This window comes from Streptomyces wuyuanensis (assembly GCF_900103455.1).
GTDB lineage: Bacteria > Actinomycetota > Actinomycetes > Streptomycetales > Streptomycetaceae > Streptomyces > Streptomyces wuyuanensis.
Map to the genome: position 1 here is coordinate 77,470 of NZ_FNHI01000030.1, position 20,060 is coordinate 97,529.

Here is a 20,060-nt window from a genome sequence, read left to right on the forward strand (position 1 = left end):
GGCCACGGACGGACGACGAGAAGGCCACCGCCCCCCGGACGGGGAGACGGCGGCCTTCTTCGACTGACCAGCCGGAACGAAGCGGGCGTTCCGGGTGAAGTGCTACGAGAACCGCTCAGAGGACGCGAACGGCGCCGCTCGCCGGGTAGCCCGACAGCTCCTGGATGACGACGCCCTTGCTCGGGTTGGCGGCGTCGAGGTACTTGCCGTCGCCGATGTAGACACCGGTGTGGTACGCGGAGCCGGCGCCGCCCCAGTAGAGGATGTCGCCGACCTGGAGGTTGTCCAGGGAGACCTGGGTACCGGCCAGCGACTGGTCCTGGGAGACGCGCGGCAGGTCGATGCCGACCTGGCGGAAGGCGGCCTGGACCAGGCTGGAGCAGTCCCACGAGTTGGGGCCGGTGGCGCCCATGACGTAGGCGTCGCCGAGCTGGGCCTTCAGGAAGGCGACGACGGTCCCGGCGGAGCCGGACGCGTTGGAGACGCTCTGCGAGGCGCCGGAGAGGGTCGTGCGCTCGGAGGAGCGGGAGGACCGCTCCTCGGCGGCGGCGCGGGCGGCCTCCTCGGCCTTGCGCTCCGCTTCGGCCTTGCGCTCGGCCTCGGCCTTGGCCTTCTTCGCGGCCTTGGCGGCCTTGGCGGCCGCGGCGTTCTCCTGGGTCTGCAGATCGAGGTCCAGGGCCGCCTGCTGGGTCGCCTCGGCGGAGAGGGCGACCGCGCCGGCGAGCTGCGGGCTGTCGAAGGTGAGCGCGGGCATCTCGATGGTCTCGGTCACCGGCTCGGCGTTCGCCGGCCCGGCGCTTCCGGCCACCGCGATGGTGCTGAGGACGCCACCGGCAACTCCGGCGCGCAGCGCGAGCTTCGAGGAGCTGCGGCGGGGCTTCCGGTGGCTACGTATGTGAGCGGTGTGGGACATGGGTACAACCGCTATCAGGGCTCCACGGTTCCCTTCAAGAAACGTGGTTTCCACCACAGTTGCCGCCGGGAGCGCCCGAATCCACCGGCGTGACGCCTTTATTGACGCCGTAACGGGCAAAACGGGCAGGCGTGATCAGGGCTGTGATCATGGGCTTTCGTAAAAAGGTCCGGATTGCCCTTCGCTTACCACCCCTTCACACCGATGGCCAAGCCCCGGGTTTCCGGGCGGCGGCCCGAGTGGCGCAGGTCACAGATTGGTCACCGCCGGCGACGCCCTGGAGCGCTCGTGAACGTGTGCACGCGTCCACTTCGGTCCGCGCCACCCCTCGCGTGAGTGAAGGCCGTCCTCTATCACCCGGTCCGGTCCATCGCCAATTTGCCTGGGCGCCGTCGCTCCTGCTAGTGAGCCCGGCCTCTGACCAGCGGTAACGATCGAAATGGTCACCTTTTGTAGTCGCTCGTGCGCTTCCCGTGTGAAGATCACCGCTCATCCGACTTCATGATCCTTCGTCAGGTGGTGGAGATCACAAAGTCGTTGCGTACCCCGTGTCGCAGATCACAGACCGGCGGGCATAGGATGCGGAGCAGTCGGGCTTGTGAACTGCCTCACATGAGCATGATCTTCGCGGGGCGGCGAGGCGAGACCCGGTGCGGTCCAACGGTCAAGGACGACTGGAAGGAGCGAGGAGCGTGAATGCCTACGCGCCCATCCTCGTGCTCGGCGCCCTAGGGGCAGGCTTTGCGATCTTCTCCGTGGTCATGGCCACGCTCGTCGGCCCGAAGCGGTACAACCGCGCGAAGCTCGAGGCCTACGAGTGCGGTATCGAGCCGACGCCCACGCCGGCCGGAGGGGGCCGCTTTCCGATCAAGTACTACCTGACGGCGATGCTCTTCATCATCTTCGATATCGAGATCGTCTTCCTCTATCCATGGGCCGTCACCTTCGACGCCCTGGGGATCTTCGGGCTCGTGGAGATGCTGCTCTTCGTGCTCACCGTCTTCGTCGCCTACGCCTACGTCTGGCGGCGCGGCGGCCTGGAATGGGACTGAGGGGCTGAGGAGCAATGGGACTCGAAGAGAAGCTGCCGAGCGGTTTTCTGCTGACCACCGTCGAGCAGGCGGCGGGCTGGGTGCGCAAGGCATCCGTCTTCCCCGCGACCTTCGGCCTCGCCTGCTGCGCCATCGAGATGATGACCACCGGCGCCGGACGCTACGACCTGGCCCGGTTCGGCATGGAGGTCTTCCGCGGCTCGCCCCGTCAGGCCGACCTGATGATCGTGGCCGGCCGGGTGAGCCAGAAGATGGCGCCCGTCCTGCGGCAGGTCTACGACCAGATGCCCAATCCCAAGTGGGTGATTTCCATGGGGGTTTGCGCATCTTCAGGTGGAATGTTCAACAATTACGCGATTGTGCAGGGTGTTGACCACATTGTCCCCGTTGACATCTATCTGCCCGGCTGCCCCCCTCGGCCGGAGATGCTGATGGACGCGATCCTCAAGCTCCACCAGAAGATCCGGACCTCCAAGCTCGGAGTGAACGCGGAGGAAGCGGCCCGCGAGGCGGAGGAAGCGGCCCTCAAGGCGCTCCCGACGATCGAGATGAAGGGGCTGCTCCGGTGAGCGACGCGAGCACGGCCACCGGGCCGCAGACGACGACGAAACCCGCACCCCTGCGCCGTGCGGGCGGAGAAGAGATCAAGGGGGTGCACGCGTGACCGACCAGCCGAACCCGGAGAAGGAGCTCTCCGAGCAGAACCTGCCCGGGCAGCGTGGTGAGCACGGCGAGGAGATCCGCGTCCAGCGGGGCATGTTCGGCGCCAACAACGGCGGCGACACCTCCGGCTACGGCGGACTCGTCCGCTCCGTCCGGCTGCCCGGCGCCGCCACCCGCCCCTACGGCGGCTGGTTCGACGAGGTCGCCGACGAACTCGAGGGCGCCCTGGAGGAGCAGGACCTCCTCCCGGAGAGCGCGATCGAGAAGACCGTCGTCGACCGCGACGAGCTCACCTTCCACATCGCCCGCGAGCACCTCGTCCGGGTCGCCAGGACGCTGCGCGACGACCCGGCGCTCCGCTTCGAGCTGTGCACCGGGGTGAGCGGAGTCCACTACCCGGGCGACAAGGGCCGCGAACTGCACGCGGTCTACCACCTGCGCTCGCTCACCCACGGCCGGCTGATCCGCCTGGAGGTCAGCGCCCCGGACGCGGACCCGCACATCCCGTCGCTGGTCGCGGTCTATCCGACCAACGACTGGCACGAGCGCGAGACCTACGACTTCTTCGGCCTGGTCTTCGACGGGCACCCCGCCCTCACCCGGATCATGATGCCGGACGACTGGCAGGGCTTCCCGCAGCGCAAGGACTACCCCCTCGGCGGCATCCCCGTCGAGTACAAGGGCGCCCAGATCCCGGCTCCGGACCAGCGGAGGTCGTACTCGTGACCACCTCATCGGCAAGCTCGCGCGAGACCACCGAGGGGACCGTCTACACGGTCACCGGCGGTGACTGGGACGAGGTCGTCGAGACCGCGGCCAAGGCCGACGACGAGCGCATCGTCGTCAACATGGGTCCCCAGCACCCGTCCACCCACGGTGTCCTCCGGCTGATCCTCGAGATCGACGGCGAGACGGTCACCGAGGCCCGCTGCGGCATCGGCTACCTGCACACCGGAATCGAGAAGAACCTCGAGTACCGGACGTGGACGCAGGGGACCACCTTCGTCACACGCATGGACTACCTGACGCCGTTCTTCAACGAGACGGCGTACTGCCTCGCCGTGGAGAAGCTCCTCGGCATCGAGGACCAGATCCCCGACCGGGCCTCGGTCATCCGCGTGCTCCTCATGGAACTCAACCGGCTCTCCTCCCACCTGGTGTGCATCGCCACCGGCGGCATGGAGCTGGGCGCGACCACGATCATGATCTACGGATTCCGTGATCGTGAACTCATTCTCGACATCTACGAACTGATCACCGGCCTGCGGATGAACCACGCGTACATCCGCCCCGGCGGTCTCGCCCAGGACCTGCCCCCGGGCGCCGTGGACCAGATCCGCGAGTTCGTGAAGAAGATGAAGAAGAACCTTCCCGAGTACGACAAGCTCGCCACCGGGAACCCCATCTTCAAGGCCCGGATGCAGGACATCGGCCACCTCGACCTCGCCGGTTGCATGGCCCTCGGCGCGACCGGCCCGATCCTGCGCTCCACCGGCCTCCCCCACGACCTGCGCAAGACCGATCCGTACTGCGGCTACGAGAACTACGAGTTCGACGTCCCGACCGCGGACACCTGCGACGCCTACGGACGCTTCCTCATCCGGCTGGAGGAGATGCGTCAGTCGCTGCGGATCGTCGAGCAGTGCCTGGACCGGCTCGCACCCGGCCCGGTGATGGTCGAGGACAAGAAGATCGCCTGGCCCGCACAGCTCGCGCTCGGGCCGGACGGCCTCGGCAACTCCCTCGACCACATCAAGAAGATCATGGGCACTTCCATGGAGGCCCTGATCCACCACTTCAAGCTGGTGACCGAGGGCTTCCGGGTCCCCCCCGGACAGGCGTACGCGGCCGTCGAATCCCCCAAGGGAGAGCTCGGCGTCCATGTCGTCTCGGACGGCGGCACCCGCCCCTTCCGGGTCCACTTCCGCGACCCGTCGTTCACCAATCTGCAGGCCATGGCGGCGATGTGCGAGGGCGGCCAGGTCGCCGACGTCATCGTCGCCGTCGCGTCCATCGACCCCGTGATGGGAGGCGTCGACCGGTGACAGACGTATCGCTCGGGATGCCCCAGCTCCCCGCCCCCGACTATCCGGCGGAGGTGCGCACGAGGCTGGAGTCGGACGCCCGGCAGATCATCGGCCGCTACCCGGACAGCCGGTCGGCGCTGCTGCCGCTGCTGCACCTCGTGCAGTCGGAGGAGGGCCACGTCACGCGCACCGGCATGCGGTTCTGCGCGGAGGTGCTGGATCTGACGACGGCGGAGGTCACCGCGGTCGCGACCTTCTACTCGATGTACCGCCGCAAGCCGTCCGGCGACTACCAGGTCGGCGTCTGCACCAACACCCTCTGCGCCGTGATGGGCGGCGACGCGATCTTCGACGGCCTCAAGGAACACCTCGGCGTGGGGAACGGCGAGACCACCGGGGACGGCAAGGTCACCCTGGAGCACATCGAGTGCAACGCGGCCTGCGACTTCGCCCCCGTCGTGATGGTCAACTGGGAGTTCTTCGACAACCAGACCCCGGAGTCGGCACGCCGGCTGGTCGACGACCTGAGGGCCGGGCGGCCCGTCGAACCCACCCGCGGCGCCCCGCTGTGCACGTTCAAGGAGACCGCCCGCATCCTGGCCGGCTTCCCCGACGAGCGCCCCGGTGCCGTCGAGGCCACCGGCGGGGCCGGCCCCGCGTCCCTCGTCGGCCTCCAGCTGGCCAAGGGCGAGGCCCCCCAGCCGCGGGTCGTCCACCCGCGCGGCGCCGCACCGCGGGACGAGCCGCCGGGCGAGCACCTCAGCTCGCACGACGCACCACAGGACACGTCGGCGTCCGACCCGGCCCACCCGGCCGGCCCGGTTTCCGAGGAGGGGGAGTGATGACCGTGTCCACCGAGTACGGGCCGGAGGCCGGCGGCGAGACCAGCCCCGAGAAGCTGCTCGTGCCCGTCCTTTCCGCCTTCTGGGACCAGCCCGAGTCCTGGACCCTGGACACCTACCGCGAGCACGAGGGCTACGAGGGACTGCGCAAGGCCCTCGCCATGGCCCCCGACGACCTGATCGCCTACGTGAAGGACTCCGGGCTGCGCGGCCGCGGCGGCGCGGGCTTCCCCACCGGGATGAAGTGGCAGTTCATCCCGCAGGGCGACGGCAAGCCGCACTACCTCGTCGTCAACGCCGACGAGTCGGAGCCGGGCACCTGCAAGGACATCCCGCTCCTCTTCGCCAATCCCCACTCCCTCATCGAGGGCATCGTGATCGCCTGCTACGCGATCCGGTCCACCCACGCCTTCATCTATCTGCGCGGCGAGGTCGTCCCCGTGCTGCGCAGGCTGCACGAGGCCGTCCGGGAGGCGTACGACGCCGGCTACCTCGGCAAGAACATCCTCGGCAGCGGACTCGACGTCGAACTCACCGTGCACGCCGGCGCCGGCGCCTACATCTGCGGCGAGGAGACCGCCCTGCTGGACTCCCTCGAGGGCCGGCGCGGACAGCCCAGGCTGCGCCCGCCCTTCCCCGCGGTCGCCGGTCTGTACGCCTGCCCCACCGTGGTGAACAACGTCGAGTCCATCGCTTCCGTTCCCGCGATCCTCAACAAGGGCAAGGAATGGTTCCGTTCGATGGGCAGCGAGAAGTCCCCCGGCTTCACGCTGTACTCGCTGAGCGGCCATGTCGCCCGCCCCGGCCAGTACGAGGCCCCGCTCGGGATCACCCTGCGCCAGCTGCTCGACATGGGCGGCGGAATGCGCCCGGGCCACCGGCTGAAGTTCTGGACCCCCGGCGGATCCTCCACCCCGATGTTCACCGACGAGCACCTCGACGTGCCGCTGGACTACGAGGGCGTGGGCGCCGCCGGGTCGATGCTCGGCACCAAGGCGCTCCAGTGCTTCGACGAGACGACCTGCGTCGTCCGGGCCGTGACCCGCTGGACCGAGTTCTACGCCCACGAGTCCTGCGGCAAGTGCACGCCATGCCGCGAGGGCACCTACTGGCTGGTCCAGTTGCTGCGCGACATCGAGGCCGGCAAGGGCTCGCCGGAGGACCTCGACAAGCTGAACGACATCGCCGACAACATCAACGGCAAGTCGTTCTGCGCGCTCGGCGACGGTGCCGCCGCGCCGATCTTCTCCTCGCTGAAGTACTTCCGCGACGAGTACGAGCAGCACATCAGCGGCCGGGGCTGCCCGTTCGACCCCGCGAAGTCCACGGCCTGGGCCGTGTCGAACCTGGAGGTGGACGCATGACCGTCACCACGTCCGCCGCGTCCGCCGGCGGCGGGAGCGCCGCGGTCCCGCCGGAGGACCTGGTCACGCTGACCATCGACGGGGTCGAGATCTCCGTGCCGAAGGGCACCCTGGTCATCCGGGCCGCCGAGCAGCTCGGCATCGAGATCCCCCGGTTCTGCGACCACCCGCTCCTCGACCCGGCCGGCGCCTGCCGGCAGTGCATCGTCGAGGTCGAGGGCCAGCGCAAGCCGATGGCCTCCTGCACCATCACCTGCACCGACGGCATGGTCGTCAGGTCGCAGCTCACCTCGCCCGCCGCCGAGAAGGCGCAGAAGGGCGTGATGGAGCTGCTGCTCATCAACCACCCGCTCGACTGCCCGGTCTGCGACAAGGGCGGCGAGTGCCCGCTGCAGAACCAGGCCGTCTCGCACGGCCAGGCCGAGTCCCGCTTCGAGGGCAGGAAGCGGACCTACGAGAAGCCGGTCAACATCTCCACCCAGGTGCTGCTCGACCGCGAGCGGTGCGTGCTGTGCGCGCGCTGCACCCGCTTCTCCAACCAGATCGCGGGCGACCCGATGATCGAGCTCCTGGAGCGCGGCGCGCTGCAGCAGGTCGGCACGGGCGAGGGCGACCCCTTCGAGTCCTACTTCTCCGGGAACACGATCCAGATCTGCCCGGTGGGCGCGCTGACCTCGGCGGCCTACCGGTTCCGCTCCAGGCCCTTCGACCTCGTGTCGTCGCCGTCCGTCTGCGAGCACTGCGCGGGGGGCTGCGCCACCCGCACCGACCACCGGCGCGGGAAGGTCATGCGGCGGCTCGCCGCCGAGGACCCCGAGGTCAACGAGGAGTGGATCTGCGACAAGGGGCGGTTCGGCTTCCGCTACGCCCAGCAGCGCGGCCGGCTCACCACCCCGCTCGTCCGCAACAAGGAGAGCGGTGAGCTGGAGCCCGCGAGCTGGCCGGAGGCCCTGGAGGCGGCGGCCGCCGGCCTCGCGGCCGCCCGCGGCCGGGCCGCGGTGCTCACCGGCGGCCGGCTGACCGTCGAGGACGCCTACGCGTACGCCAAGTTCGCCCGGATCGCCCTCGACACCAACGACATCGACTTCCGGGCCCGGGTCCACTCCGCGGAGGAGGCAGACTTCCTGGCCGCCCGGGTCGCCGGCCACGGCCGGGACCTCGACCGCGAGGGCGTCACCTACACCTCCCTGGAGAAGGCCCCGGCGGTGCTGCTCGTGGGCCTCGAGTCGGAGGAGGAGGCCCCCGGCGTCTTCCTCCGGCTGCGCAAGGCGGCACGCAAGCACGGCCAGCGGACGTTCGCCCTCGCCACCCACGCCACCCGCGGGCTGGTGAAGGCCGGGGGCGTGCTGCTGCCGGCGGCCCCCGGCACCGAGACCGACTGGCTCGACGCCCTCGCGTCCGGCACCGGTCCCGAGGGGGACGGCGTCATCGCCGCCGAGGCGCTGCGGGCCGAAGGCGCCGTGATCGTCGTCGGCGAGCGGCTGGCCGGAGTACCGGGCGCCCTGAGCGCGGTCGCGCGCACCGCCGCGGCGACCGGTGCCGAGCTGGTCTGGATCCCGCGCCGGGCCGGTGAGCGCGGCGCGATCGAGGCGGGCGCCCTCCCGTCGCTGCTGCCCGGCGGCCGCCCCGCCACCGATCCCCGGGCCCGCGAGGAGACCGCGGCGGCCTGGGGCGTACGCGAACTGCCCCACCGCTACGGACGGGACACCGGGCAGATCGTGGAGGCCGCCGCCAACGGCGAACTGGCCGCCCTGGTCGTCGCTGGTGTCGAGGTCGCCGATCTGCCCCACCCGGCACGTGCCCGGGAGGCACTCGACTCGGTCGGCTTCCTGGTCTCGCTGGAGCTGCGGCCCTCCGAGGTCACTTCGCGGGCCGACGTGGTCTTCCCGGTCGCGGCCGTCGCCGAGAAGCCCGGTACGTTCCTCAACTGGGAGGGCCGGGCACGGCTCTTCGAGGCCGCGCTGAAGCCGGACCAGATGACCCGCACGCTGCCGCCCGCCGACGCGCGCGTGCTGCACATGCTCGCCGACGCGCTCGACGTGCATCTCGCCCTCCCGGACCTCCGGTCGGTGCGGCGCGAGATGGACCGGCTCGGTGCCTGGACCGGCCCCCGGGCGGACCAGCCCGCCGAATCCGCCCGGCCGCTGCCCCGCCCCGGTGCGGGCGAGGCGGTCCTGGCCGGCCACCGGCTCCTGCTCGACCAGGGGCTCCTCCAGGAGGGCGACGAGGCGCTGGCCGGTACCCGGCACGCGGCCGTCGCCCGGCTCTCCGCCGCCACCGCGGCCGAGGCGGGGGTCAAGGACGGCGATCTGCTCGCAGTCAGCGGGCCCTCCGGTTCCGTCCGACTCCCGCTCCGGGTGACCGAGATGCCCGACCGCGTGGTGTGGCTCCCGCTCAACTCGGCCGGCGGCGGCGTGCTGAGCGACACGGGCGTGACGCCCGGCCGGCTCGTCCGCGTCGGCCCGGTCGCAACGGCCGGCCCCGGGACCGCCGGCCCCGACGACGTACCGGAGGTGCGCGCGTGAACCCGGATCTCCTCGACCAGACACTGCTCGCGGCGGAGGACCTCTCGCTGTTCGGGCGGGATCCCTGGTGGCTCGTCGTCGTCAAGGCGGTCTTCTGCTTCGCCTTCCTGATGGTGACCGTGCTGTTCTCCATCGTGTGGGAGCGCAAGGTCGTCGCCTGGATGCAGCTGCGCATCGGCCCCAACCGGCACGGACCGTGGGGCCTCCTCCAGTCCCTCGCGGACGGCGTCAAGCTGATGCTCAAGGAGGACGTGATCGTCAAGCGCGCGGACAAGGTGGTCTACGTCCTCGCGCCGATCGTCGCGGCCATCCCGGCCTTCATGGCCATCGCCGTCATCCCGTTCGGCCCGGCCGGCAACGAGATCTCGATCTTCGGCCAGCGGACCACGATGCAGCTCACCGACCTGCCGATCGCGATGCTCTACATCCTCGCGGTGGCCTCGGTCGGCATCTACGGCATGGTGCTCGCCGGCTGGTCGTCCGGCTCCACGTACCCGCTGCTCGGCGGACTGCGCTCCTGCGCGCAGATGATCTCGTACGAGATCGCCATGGGTGCTGCGTTCGCCTCCGTCTTCCTCTACTCCGGCTCGATGTCGACATCGACGATCGTGGAGGCGCAGGCGGACCGCTGGTACGTCCTGCTGCTGCCGGTCTCGTTCCTCATCTACATCGTGACGATGGTCGGTGAGACCAACCGGGCCCCGTTCGACATGCCGGAGTCCGAGGGCGACCTCGTCGGCGGCTTCAACACCGAGTACTCGTCGATCAAGTTCGCGATGTTCATGCTCGCCGAGTACGTCAACATGGTCACCGTCGCGGCGGTCTCCGTCACCCTCTTCCTGGGTGGCTGGCGGGCCCCGTGGCCCATCAGCACCTTCTGGGAGGGTGCGAACCACGGCTGGTGGCCGATGCTCTGGTTCGTCGTCAAGGTGCAGCTGCTGCTCTTCTTCTTCATCTGGCTGCGCGGCACGCTTCCGCGCGTCCGCTACGACCAGCTGATGAAGCTCGGCTGGAAGGTGCTCATCCCGGTCTCGGTCGTCTGGCTGATGCTCGTCGCGACCGTACGGGCGCTGCGCAACGACGGTCGCGACTTCTCGCAGATCGTGCTGTACGTCGGCGGCGCGGTCCTCGCCGTCCTGCTGCTGTCCTTCGTCGCGGACCTCTTCCGCGGCCGGAGGGAACGGGCCGAGGCGGAGGCGGCGGAGGCCGCCGAGGCCGAACAGGGCGGGGTGCCCGGCGCGTTCGACCCGATGGCCGGCGGTTTCCCGGTGCCCCCGTTGCCCGGACAGGTGCTGCCACAGGCTCCGCGCAGGCGGCCCCGCCGCGACCGCGAGCTGATTGTCAGTGGCGGCACGAATACTGACAGTGACGGTCCTCGTGACGGAAAGGAGGCTGACGGTGTCTGAGCGACCCAAGGATTCCGGGGAGGCGTTCCAGAACCCGGTCGCCGGCTTCGGCGTGACCTTCAAGGCCATGTTCAAGAAGCGGCTGACCGAGCAGTACCCGGAGCAGCAGAAGACGACGGCGCCGCGCTTCCACGGCCGGCACCAGCTCAACCGGCACCCGGACGGGCTGGAGAAGTGCGTCGGCTGCGAGCTGTGCGCATGGGCCTGTCCGGCGGACGCCATCTATGTGGAGGGCGCGGACAACACCGAGGAGGAGCGCTACTCGCCGGGCGAGCGGTACGGCCGCGTCTACCAGATCAACTACGCCCGCTGCATCCTCTGCGGGCTGTGCATCGAGGCGTGCCCGACCCGGGCGCTCACGATGACCAACGAGTTCGAGCTGGCCGACAGCTCCCGCGAGAACCTGATCTACACCAAGGAGCAACTGCTGGCGGGCCTCGAGCCGGGCATGGTCGACACCCCGCACGCGATCCACCCCGGCACGGACGAGCAGGACTACTACCGGGGGCTGGTCACCGAAGCCGCACCGGGCACCGAGCGCCAGGTCGCCGTGTCGAAGGGGGAGAAGCCGCAGGACGCCGCATCCTCCTTCGGGCCGGCGGAGCCGGCGGCGAACAAGGAGGTCGACGCATGAGCGCGCTGGCCGCCGCGACCTCCACCGGCGAGGCCGTGCAGTTCTGGGTGCTCGGCACCGTCGCCGTCGTCGGGGCGCTGTGCACCATCCTGATGAAGAAGGCCGTGCACAGCGCGCTGTGCCTCGCCGCGACCATGATCATCTTGGCGGTCTTCTACCTCGCCAACGGTGCGTACTTCCTGGGCGTCGTCCAGATCGTCGTCTACACCGGCGCGATCATGATGCTCTTCCTCTTCGTCGTCATGCTCGTCGGTGTCACGGCCGCGGACTCCCTCAAGGAGACCCTGAAGGGCCAGCGCTGGTTGGCGGCCCTCTGCGGCATCGGCTTCGGCGTCCTGCTGGTCGCGGGCATCGGCCATGCCTCGCTGGGCCCCGGGTCCTTCATCGGCCTCGGCGAGGCCAACGCGGCGGGCAACGTCGACGGCCTGGCGGCGCTGATCTTCACCAAGTACGTCTTCGCCTTCGAGATCACGGGCGCCCTGCTCATCACGGCGGTGGTCGGCGCGATGGTGCTCACCCACCGGGAGCGCACCGAGCGCGCGAGGACCCAGCGCGAACTGGCCGAGCAGCGCGTGCGTGAGGGCAAGCACCTGCCGCCGCTGCCCGCCCCGGGCGTGTACGCCCGACACAACGCGGTGGACATCGCGGGTCTGCTCCCCGACGGCACCCCGTCGGAGCTCACCGTCAACAAGACGCTGCGCGCCCGCGGCCAGATCCGCGACGTGTCCCGTGAGGCGCTGAACGACCTCAAGGCGCTGGAGCGCCGCTCCGAGGAGCGTCTCGGCCGCGACCGGGACGCGCTCGACCGGGACGGCCGGCGCGACGGACAGGAGGCCCAGCGGTGAACCCCGTCAACTATCTCTACCTCGCCGCCCTGTTGTTCACCATCGGCGCGGCAGGCGTGCTGATCAGGCGGAACGCGATCGTGGTCTTCATGTGCATCGAGCTCATGCTCAACGCCTGCAACCTCGCGCTCGTCGCCTTCTCCCGGATGCACGGCAATCTCGACGGCCAGATCATCGCCTTCTTCACGATGGTCGTCGCCGCCGCCGAGGTCGTGGTCGGGCTCGCGATCATCGTGTCGCTGTTCCGTTCCCGCCACTCGGCCTCGGTCGACGACGCCAGTCTGATGAAGCTGTAAGGGGTCGCAGACTCGTGGACAACGCAGAGAACCTGATCGCGCTGCTGGTCGCGGCGCCCCTGCTCGGCGCGGCCGTGCTGCTGGTCGGCGGGCGCCGACTCGACCGCACGGGCCACTGGATCGGCACCGCGCTCGCCGCCGTCTCCTTCGTCGTCGCCGTCGTGCTCTTCGCCGACATGCTCGGCCGACCCGGCGACGACCGCACCCTGTACCAGCACCTGTTCAGCTGGATCCCGGTCGGCGGCTTCCAGGCGGACATCGCCTTCCAACTCGACCAGCTGTCGATGACCTTCGTCCTGCTGATCACCGGCGTCGGCTCGCTCATCCATCTGTACTCCGTGGGGTACATGGAGCACGACGAGCGCCGACGCCGCTTCTTCGGCTACCTCAACCTGTTCCTCGCGGCGATGCTCCTGCTGGTGCTCGCCGACAACTACCTGCTGCTGTACGTCGGGTGGGAGGGCGTCGGCCTCGCCTCGTACCTGCTCATCGGCTTCTGGCAGCACAAGCCCAGCGCGGCGACGGCGGCGAAGAAGGCCTTCCTGGTCAACAGGGTCGGCGACATGGGCCTGTCCATCGCCATCATGCTGATGTTCACCACCTTCGGCACCTTCGCCTTCGGCCCGGTGCTGGGGGCCACGGGCGAGACGTCCGAGGGCACGCTGACCGCCCTGGGGCTGCTCCTGCTGCTCGCCGCCTGCGGCAAGTCCGCCCAGGTGCCGCTGCAGTCCTGGCTCGGGGACGCGATGGAGGGCCCGACCCCGGTCTCGGCCCTGATCCACGCGGCGACGATGGTCACCGCCGGCGTCTATCTGATCACCCGCTCCGGGGCGATCTTCAACGCCGCCCCGGACGCCCAGCTCGCGGTCGTCACGGTCGGCGCGGTCACGCTGCTCTTCGGTGCGATTGTCGGTTGTGCGAAGGACGACATCAAGAAGGCACTGGCCGGTTCGACGATGTCCCAGATCGGCTACATGATCCTGGCGGCGGGCCTCGGCCCGATCGGATACGCCTTCGCGATCATGCACCTGGTCACCCACGGCTTCTTCAAGGCCGGGCTCTTCCTCGGCGCCGGTTCGGTCATGCACGGCATGAACGACGAGGTGGACATGCGGAAGTACGGCGGCCTGCGGAAGTACATGCCGATCACCTTCGTCACCTTCGGCCTCGGCTACCTCGCCATCATCGGCTTTCCGGGCCTGTCCGGCTTCTTCTCCAAGGACAAGATCATCGAGGCGGCCTTCGCCAAGGGCGGCACCGAGGGCTGGATCCTCGGCGGCGCGGCCCTGCTGGGCGCTGCCATCACCGCCTTCTACATGACGCGCGTGATGCTGATGACCTTCTTCGGCGAGAAGCGCTGGCAGCCCGACGACAAGGGCGAACTGCCGCATCCGCACGAGTCGCCGAGGACGATGACGATCCCGATGATCGTGCTCGCCTTCGGCTCGGTCTTCGCCGGCGGGTTGTTCTCCTGGCACGAGTCGTTCGTGAAGTGGCTCGAGCCGGTCACCAGCTTCGAGCACGGCCACTCGCCGCTCAGTGCCGCCACGGTCACGACGGCGACGGTCGCCGTGATGGTTCTGGGCGTCGCGCTCGCCTATCTCCAGTACGGCCGGCGCCCGGTGCCGGTCACCCCGCCGCGCGGCTCGCTGCTCACCCGGGCCGCCCGCCGCGACCTCCTCCAGGACGACTTCAACCACGTGGTCCTGGTCCGTGGCGGGGAGCACCTGACCCGGTCGCTCGTGTACGTGGACCACAGTTTGGTCGACGGGGTCGTCAACGGCACGGCGGCCTCGTTCGGCGGCCTCTCCGGCCGGCTCCGCAAACTGCAGAACGGCTACGCCCGCACCTACGCGGTCACGATGTTCGGAGGTACGGCGGTGCTGATCGCCGCGACCCTGCTGATGAGGGCGGTGTAACCGACATGTCCTTCCCGCTCCTCACCGCGACCGCGGCGCTCCCGGCGCTCGGCGCGATCGCCACCGCCGCCGTCCCGGCCGGCCGGCGCACCGCCGCCAAGTGGCTGGCGCTGCTGGTCTCCCTGGGCACGCTCGTGCTCGCGGCGGTGATCGCCGTACGGTTCGAGCCCGGCGGCGACCGCTACCAGCTCACCGAGTCCCACGCCTGGATCGCGGACTTCGGGGTCCGCTACGAACTGGGCGTGGACGGGATCGCGGTGGCGCTGATCGCGCTGACCGCCGTACTGATCCCGGTGATCATTCTGGCGGGTTGGCATGACGCCGATCCGCTCGAGACCGATTCGCAGAGGTGGCGGCCGACGCAGGGCTTCTTCGCCCTGATCCTGTCGGTCGAGGCGATGGTGATCCTCTCCTTCGAGGCCACCGACGTCTTCCTCTTCTACATCCTCTTCGAAGCCATGCTCATCCCGATGTACTTCCTCATCGGTGGCTTCGGGGACCGTGCCGCACCCGCCCGGCAAGGCGCTGCCGCGACGGGGGGCGGCGAAGAGAACGCCGCGGCCCAGCGCTCCTACGCCGCCGTGAAGTTCCTCCTCTACAACCTGGCCGGCGGCCTGATCATGCTGGCCGCGGTCATCGGGCTCTACGTCGTGGCGGGGAACTTCTCGCTGACGGAGATCGCCGAGGCCCGCGCCAACGGCACGCTGGAGATGGCGACCAACACCGAACGGCTGCTGTTCCTCGGCTTCTTCTTCGCCTTCGCGGTGAAGGCGCCGCTGTGGCCGCTGCACACCTGGCTGCCCAATGCGATGGGCGAGTCGACCGCCCCGGTCGCCGTGCTGATCACGGCCGTGGTCGACAAGGTCGGCACGTTCGCGATGCTGCGCTTCTGCCTCGGACTCTTCCCGGAGGCGTCCGAGTGGGCGACCCCGGTGATCCTGGCCCTGGCCCTGATCAGCATCGTCTACGGCGCGCTGCTCGCCGTCGGGCAGCGCGACATCAAGCGCCTGATCGCCTATGCGTCGATCTCCCACTTCGGCTTCATCATCATGGGCATCTTCGCGATGACGACCCAGGGCCAGGCCGGAGCCACCCTGTACATGGTCAACCACGGGATCTCGACCGCCGCGCTGATGCTGGTGGCCGGCTTCCTGATCTCGCGGCGCGGCTCCCGGCTCATCGCCGACTACGGCGGAGTGCAGAAGGTCGCGCCGATCCTCGCCGGCACCTTCCTCATCGGCGGCCTGGCGACCCTGTCGCTGCCGGGACTGGCGCCGTTCGTCAGTGAGTTCCTGGTCCTCGTCGGGACGTTCGCGCGCTATCCGGTGGTCGGCGTCATCGCCACCCTCGGCATCGTGCTCGCCGCCCTCTACACGCTGGTCCTGTACCAGCGGACGATGACCGGGCCGGTGAAGGAGGAGGTGCGGACCCTGCCGGACCTGCGACTGCGCGAGCTGGTGGTGGTCACCCCGCTCATCGCGCTGCTGATCTTCCTCGGCGTCTATCCGAAGCCGCTGACGGACATCGTCAACCCGGCCGTCGAGCACACCATGTCCGACGTCCAGAAGAAGGACCCCCAGCCCGAGGTGGAGGCGGCCAAGTGAGCACGACAGCTGTCCACAGCCTGTGGACAACGGCAGCCGAGCCGCTGGACAAGATCCCGGCGCCGCACATCGAGTACGCACAGCTCGCGCCCACGCTGATCGTGGTCGGCGCGGCGATCCTCGGTGTGCTGGTCGAGGCCTTCGTCCCGCGCAAGAGCCGCCACTACACACAGGTGTTCCTCGCCGTCGTCGCGCTGACCGCCGCGTTCGCCGCGGTGGTCGGCCTGGCCGTCGGCGGCTACGGCACGACCAAGGCGCACATCGCGGCTATGGGTGCCATCGCGGTCGACGGACCCGCCCTGTTCCTGCAGGGCACGATCCTGCTGGCCTCGCTGGTCGCGGTGTTCACGTTCGCCGAGCGCCGCCTCGACCCCGCGGCGCACGGCAAGCGTGTCGACTCCTTCGCCGCACAGGCCGCCTCCGTGCCGGGCAGCGACAGCGAGAAGGCGGCGGTCAAGGCTGGGTTCACCACCACCGAGGTGTTCCCGCTGGCCCTCTTCGCCGTCGCCGGAATGCTCGTCTTCCCCGCGGCGAACGACCTGCTGACGCTGTTCATCGCCCTGGAGGTCTTCTCCCTCCCGCTGTACCTGCTGTGCGCACTGGCCCGCCGCAAGCGGCTCATGTCGCAGGAGGCCGCGGTGAAGTACTTCCTCCTCGGTGCCTTCTCCTCGGCGTTCCTGCTCTTCGGCATCGCCCTGCTGTACGGCTACGCGGGCTCGGTCTCGTACGCGCGCATCGCGGACGTCGTCGACGGCACGGTCCAGACCATCGACCCGGCGCTCGCCGGCACGATGGGCAACGACGCCCTGCTGCTCATCGGCGGTGCGCTGATCCTGACCGGGATGCTCTTCAAGGTCGGCGCGGTGCCCTTCCACATGTGGACCCCGGACGTCTACCAGGGCGCGCCGACCCCGATCACCGGCTTCATGGCGGCGGCCACCAAGGTCGCGGCCTTCGGCGCGCTGCTCCGACTGCTGTACGTGGTGCTGCCCGGCCTGCGCTGGGACTGGCGCCCGGTCATGTGGGCGATCGCCATCGTCACCATGCTGGGCGGCGCGATCGTCGCCATCACCCAGACCGACATCAAGCGGCTCCTCGCGTACTCCTCCATCGCACACGCCGGCTTCATCCTGGCCGGTGTCATCGCGGTGACCCCGGACGGTGTCTCGTCGGTGCTCTTCTACCTGCTCGCGTACTCCTTCGTCACCATCGGCGCGTTCGCGGTGGTCACGCTGGTGCGCGACGCGGGCGGCGAGGCCACGCACCTGTCCAAGTGGGCCGGTCTCGGCAGGCGGTCGCCCCTGGTGGCGGCGGTCTTCGCGGTGTTCCTGCTGGCCTTCGCCGGCATCCCGCTCACATCGGGCTTCTCCGGGAAGTTCGCGGTCTTCCGGGCGGCCGCCGAGGGAGGCGCCGGAGCACTGGTCGTGGTCGGTGTGATCTCGTCCGCGATCGCCGCGTTCTTCTACATCAGGGTCATCGTGCTGATGTTCTTCAGCGAGCCGAAGCCGGAAGGCCCGACGGTAGCCGTCCCGTCCCCGCTGACGACGACGACGATCGCGGTCGGCGTCGCGGTCACGCTGGTGCTCGGTGTGGCACCGCAGTACTTCCTGGACCTGGCGGGCCAGGCGAGCGTGTTCGTGCGGTAGGCGCGGGCCGCGGGGGGATTCCCCGCACACGGTCGGCGCGAGGGCCCGGCACCTCTCGGAGGGGTGCCGGGCCCTCGCGCTGCCCACGCCCACCCGGCCGGGCCGCCCGAAAGCGACTACGCTCGGTCATGGGGCGAGGTCCGGCGGGTCGAGGAGGATTGTCATGACCGACCAGTACCAGGAGCCCGAGTACACCACCCCCTCCCAGGCCGAGGGCGAGGACCGGGACTCGACAGAGGAACAGCACCCCGATGTCGACCGGACCACGCCGTCCCAGGCCGAGGGCGAGCGCGTCGCCGACGACCGGACCTGACCCGGCCTGACCGGGGCCGAGCGGGACCCTTCCGCCGCCCCTCCCCGTCCGGCTCGGTCCGTCCCGTCTCCGGCCTCTCCCGCCGGTCCCGGGCAACCCGCGATCAAGGTTCGGCGTCCTCCAAGGCGCCGAACCTTGATCGCGGACACGGGGGGACGAGGTGGACACCTCAACGGAGAAGACGCAGGGCACCGTGGGGCAGGACGGACCCGACCCGGGGCAGGAGCCCGGGCAATCGGAGTGGCGCAAGCGCCCGAGCAGTGCCGACACCTGGCCGACGGTGGTGCTGCTCCCCGCGCTCCTGCTGCTGAGGTTCTTCGGGGAACAGGGCTGGGCCTACTGGACCGGGGCCGTCATCGGCGTCCTGGGCATGGCCGGGGCCGCCGTCGAGGGAACGGCGGCCGTACGGCACCTGCTGAACGGCCGCAGGCCGTGGGTCGCCGTCTGGGTCCTGCTGGTCCTGGTGTCGGCGTCACTGGTCCTGGTGCTCAGACTCGCCGATCACTGGTGACGCTCCGGGCCTGCACCGGCCTGCGTACTTTCGGCGTCGCGGCCGTTCGTGGCCGTCACCCGGGCCGCGGGGGCAGCGGTGAGCGCCCCCTGCCGGCGTGCACCGGAAGGCGTTCGGCGGGCCGGCGCCGGTGGCTCCGACGCCTGCCCGCCGATGGTGCCGCGGCAGTACCGCGCCGCCTCGGAGGCCCGAGCCGCGCCTCCGGCCTGCTGCCACGAGGGCGGGGCAGCCCTTCAGCCGGCGGCGGGCGCGATCCGGCCCGTGACCTCGCCGAGGCCGACCTTCACGCCGTCCGGACCGGGTGCCCATGCGGTGATGGTCACCTCGTCGCCGTCCTCCAGGAAGGTCCGCTTCCCGTAGGGCAGCTCGAGCGGGTCACGGCCGTTCCAGGTGAGCTCGAGGAGCGAGCCGCGCTGGTGGACGTCGGGGCCGCTGACCGTGCCGGAGCCGTAGAGGTCCCCGGAGCGCAGCGAGGCGCCGTTGACGGTCATGTGGGCCAGCTGCTGCGCCGCGGTCCAGTACATGGTGGCGAACGGCGGCTCGGACACGATCTGCCCGTTGATGGCGACGGAGATACGCAGGTCGAAGCCGCCCGGCTCCTCGTCGCCGGAATCGTCGAGGTACGGCAGGAGACCGAAGTCCCTGGCGGGCGGGGAGACCCGGGCCGCGTCCAGGGCCTCCAGCGGAGTGACCCAGGCGGACACGGAGGTGGCGAAGGACTTGCCGAGGAAGGGGCCGAGGGGCACGTACTCCCAGGCCTGGATGTCGCGCGCGGACCAGTCGTTGAGCAGTTGGAGCCCGAAGACGTGGTCGCGGAACCCGTTCAGCGGGACGGGCCGGCCGAGCTCGGACGGGGTGCCGACGACGAAGCCGACCTCGGCCTCGATGTCCAGCTTGACCGACGGGCCGAACACGGGGGCCGGGTCGCTGGGGGCCTTCCGCTGACCGGAGGGGCGGACGACCTCGGTGCCGGAGACGACGACGGTTCCGGAGCGGCCGTGGTAACCGATCGGCAGGTGCTTCCAGTTGGGCGTGAGCGGCTCGCCGTCCGGGCGGAAGATGCGGCCCACGTTGGTGGCGTGGTGCTCGCTGGCGTAGAAGTCGACGTAGTCGGCGACGTCGTACGGGAGGTGGAGGGTCACCGAGCCGAGCGGGTGGAGCAGCGGCTCGATGTCCCGGCGGTGGGCCGGCACCGTGACCCATGCGGTGAGCGCTCGGCGCACGTCCCGCCAGGCGGTGCGGCCGGCCGCGAGCAGCGGGCCGAGACCCGGCTGGGCGAGCAGCGCCGCGTACGGGGAGCCGAGGGTGTGCGCCGCGGCGCCGGCGTCGAGCACGTGGCCGCCGATCCGGACCCCGAGCCGGCGCCGGTCCGGCTCGTCCGCCGTGGTGAAGACGCCGTACGGGAGGTTGTGCGGGCCGAAGGGATCGCCCTCGGCCAGATCGAGCGGGCTCTGCTCGGGCATCGGTGCTTGCCTCGCTTTCCACGTGTGTGGAGGACAC

18 protein-coding genes are annotated in these 20,060 nt (G+C 70.2%); 16 read left to right on the forward strand and 2 right to left on the reverse strand.

Annotation, left to right across the window (positions count from 1 at the left end):
* Positions 1-115 precede the first annotated feature (115 nt).
* Positions 116-913, reverse strand: coding sequence for a C40 family peptidase (locus tag BLT82_RS33095; RefSeq protein ID WP_093661631.1), 798 nt, complete (start codon positions 911-913; stop codon positions 116-118).
* Positions 914-1,605: 692 nt separating this feature from the next.
* Between BLT82_RS33095 and BLT82_RS33100 the strand changes: the two genes are divergently transcribed.
* From BLT82_RS33100 to BLT82_RS33170, 16 genes are all read left to right on the forward strand, one after another.
* Positions 1,606-1,965: an NADH-quinone oxidoreductase subunit A gene (locus tag BLT82_RS33100; RefSeq protein ID WP_093661633.1), complete on the forward strand. Its 360-nt coding sequence runs from the start codon at positions 1,606-1,608 to the stop codon at positions 1,963-1,965.
* Between the two features lie 14 nt (positions 1,966-1,979).
* Positions 1,980-2,534 carry a NuoB/complex I 20 kDa subunit family protein gene (locus tag BLT82_RS33105; RefSeq protein ID WP_093661635.1) on the forward strand — a complete coding sequence of 185 codons (555 nt, stop codon included), beginning with the start codon at positions 1,980-1,982 and terminating at the stop codon, positions 2,532-2,534.
* A 91-nt stretch (positions 2,535-2,625) separates the two neighbouring features.
* Positions 2,626-3,354 carry an NADH-quinone oxidoreductase subunit C gene (locus BLT82_RS33110; RefSeq protein WP_093661637.1) on the forward strand — a complete coding sequence of 243 codons (729 nt, stop codon included), beginning with the start codon at positions 2,626-2,628 and terminating at the stop codon, positions 3,352-3,354.
* Positions 3,351-4,673: an NADH-quinone oxidoreductase subunit D gene (locus BLT82_RS33115; protein ID WP_093661639.1), complete on the forward strand. Its 1,323-nt coding sequence runs from the start codon at positions 3,351-3,353 to the stop codon at positions 4,671-4,673. The genes BLT82_RS33110 and BLT82_RS33115 overlap by 4 nt, the downstream gene beginning before the upstream one ends.
* A gap of 17 nt (positions 4,674-4,690) precedes the next feature.
* The gene (gene nuoE, locus BLT82_RS33120; protein ID WP_093661641.1) at positions 4,691-5,497 is read left to right on the forward strand and encodes an NADH-quinone oxidoreductase subunit NuoE; all 807 of its coding nucleotides are present in this window, start codon (positions 4,691-4,693) and stop codon (positions 5,495-5,497) included.
* Complete coding sequence (nuoF, locus tag BLT82_RS33125) at positions 5,497-6,861, forward strand: NADH-quinone oxidoreductase subunit NuoF (RefSeq protein WP_093661643.1); 1,365 nt, start codon at positions 5,497-5,499, stop codon at positions 6,859-6,861. Before nuoE ends, nuoF begins: the two co-directional genes overlap by 1 nt.
* Complete coding sequence (locus tag BLT82_RS33130) at positions 6,858-9,386, forward strand: NADH-quinone oxidoreductase subunit G (RefSeq protein WP_093661644.1); 2,529 nt, start codon at positions 6,858-6,860, stop codon at positions 9,384-9,386. Before nuoF ends, BLT82_RS33130 begins: the two co-directional genes overlap by 4 nt.
* Complete coding sequence (nuoH, locus tag BLT82_RS33135; RefSeq protein WP_093661646.1) at positions 9,383-10,792, forward strand: NADH-quinone oxidoreductase subunit NuoH; 1,410 nt, start codon at positions 9,383-9,385, stop codon at positions 10,790-10,792. Before BLT82_RS33130 ends, nuoH begins: the two co-directional genes overlap by 4 nt.
* Positions 10,785-11,426 (forward strand): NADH-quinone oxidoreductase subunit NuoI, encoded by a 642-nt coding sequence (gene nuoI / locus BLT82_RS33140; RefSeq protein WP_093661649.1) that lies wholly within the window; start codon positions 10,785-10,787, stop codon positions 11,424-11,426. The genes nuoH and nuoI overlap by 8 nt, the downstream gene beginning before the upstream one ends.
* The gene (locus tag BLT82_RS33145) at positions 11,423-12,271 is read left to right on the forward strand and encodes an NADH-quinone oxidoreductase subunit J (RefSeq protein ID WP_093661651.1); all 849 of its coding nucleotides are present in this window, start codon (positions 11,423-11,425) and stop codon (positions 12,269-12,271) included. The genes nuoI and BLT82_RS33145 overlap by 4 nt, the downstream gene beginning before the upstream one ends.
* The gene (gene nuoK, locus BLT82_RS33150) at positions 12,268-12,567 is read left to right on the forward strand and encodes an NADH-quinone oxidoreductase subunit NuoK (RefSeq protein ID WP_093661653.1); all 300 of its coding nucleotides are present in this window, start codon (positions 12,268-12,270) and stop codon (positions 12,565-12,567) included. The genes BLT82_RS33145 and nuoK overlap by 4 nt, the downstream gene beginning before the upstream one ends.
* Positions 12,568-12,581: 14 nt before the next feature.
* Positions 12,582-14,486 (forward strand): NADH-quinone oxidoreductase subunit L, encoded by a 1,905-nt coding sequence (nuoL, locus tag BLT82_RS33155; RefSeq protein ID WP_093661655.1) that lies wholly within the window; start codon positions 12,582-12,584, stop codon positions 14,484-14,486.
* A 5-nt stretch (positions 14,487-14,491) separates the two neighbouring features.
* The gene (locus BLT82_RS33160) at positions 14,492-16,090 is read left to right on the forward strand and encodes an NADH-quinone oxidoreductase subunit M (protein ID WP_093661657.1); all 1,599 of its coding nucleotides are present in this window, start codon (positions 14,492-14,494) and stop codon (positions 16,088-16,090) included.
* Positions 16,087-17,736 (forward strand): NADH-quinone oxidoreductase subunit NuoN, encoded by a 1,650-nt coding sequence (gene nuoN, locus BLT82_RS33165; protein WP_093661659.1) that lies wholly within the window; start codon positions 16,087-16,089, stop codon positions 17,734-17,736. The genes BLT82_RS33160 and nuoN overlap by 4 nt, the downstream gene beginning before the upstream one ends.
* A gap of 163 nt (positions 17,737-17,899) precedes the next feature.
* Positions 17,900-18,049, forward strand: a complete 150-nt coding sequence (locus BLT82_RS37415) for a hypothetical protein (RefSeq protein ID WP_167746151.1) — start codon at positions 17,900-17,902, stop codon at positions 18,047-18,049.
* Between the two features lie 160 nt (positions 18,050-18,209).
* Positions 18,210-18,560, forward strand: a complete 351-nt coding sequence (locus BLT82_RS33170) for a hypothetical protein (protein ID WP_093661661.1) — start codon at positions 18,210-18,212, stop codon at positions 18,558-18,560.
* A 233-nt stretch (positions 18,561-18,793) separates the two neighbouring features.
* Here BLT82_RS33170 and fahA read toward each other — a convergent pair whose 3' ends face one another.
* Positions 18,794-20,023, reverse strand: coding sequence for a fumarylacetoacetase (fahA, locus tag BLT82_RS33175; RefSeq protein ID WP_093661663.1), 1,230 nt, complete (start codon positions 20,021-20,023; stop codon positions 18,794-18,796).
* Positions 20,024-20,060: the final 37 nt, after the last annotated feature.

Excerpts from the sequence above, each read along its gene's own strand:
- BLT82_RS33095 (WP_093661631.1), bottom strand. The coding sequence starts at position 913 with ATGTCCCACACCGCTCACATACGTAGCCACCGGAAGCCCCGCCGCAGC.
- BLT82_RS33105 (WP_093661635.1), top strand. The coding sequence starts at position 1,980 with ATGGGACTCGAAGAGAAGCTGCCGAGCGGTTTTCTGCTGACCACCGTC.
- nuoE (WP_093661641.1), top strand. The coding sequence starts at position 4,691 with ATGCCCCAGCTCCCCGCCCCCGACTATCCGGCGGAGGTGCGCACGAGG.
- nuoF (WP_093661643.1), top strand. The coding sequence starts at position 5,497 with ATGACCGTGTCCACCGAGTACGGGCCGGAGGCCGGCGGCGAGACCAGC.
- BLT82_RS33130 (WP_093661644.1), top strand. The coding sequence starts at position 6,858 with ATGACCGTCACCACGTCCGCCGCGTCCGCCGGCGGCGGGAGCGCCGCG.
- BLT82_RS33145 (WP_093661651.1), top strand. The coding sequence starts at position 11,423 with ATGAGCGCGCTGGCCGCCGCGACCTCCACCGGCGAGGCCGTGCAGTTC.
- BLT82_RS33160 (WP_093661657.1), top strand. The coding sequence starts at position 14,492 with ATGTCCTTCCCGCTCCTCACCGCGACCGCGGCGCTCCCGGCGCTCGGC.
- BLT82_RS37415 (WP_167746151.1), top strand. The coding sequence starts at position 17,900 with ATGACCGACCAGTACCAGGAGCCCGAGTACACCACCCCCTCCCAGGCC.
- fahA (WP_093661663.1), bottom strand. The coding sequence starts at position 20,023 with ATGCCCGAGCAGAGCCCGCTCGATCTGGCCGAGGGCGATCCCTTCGGC.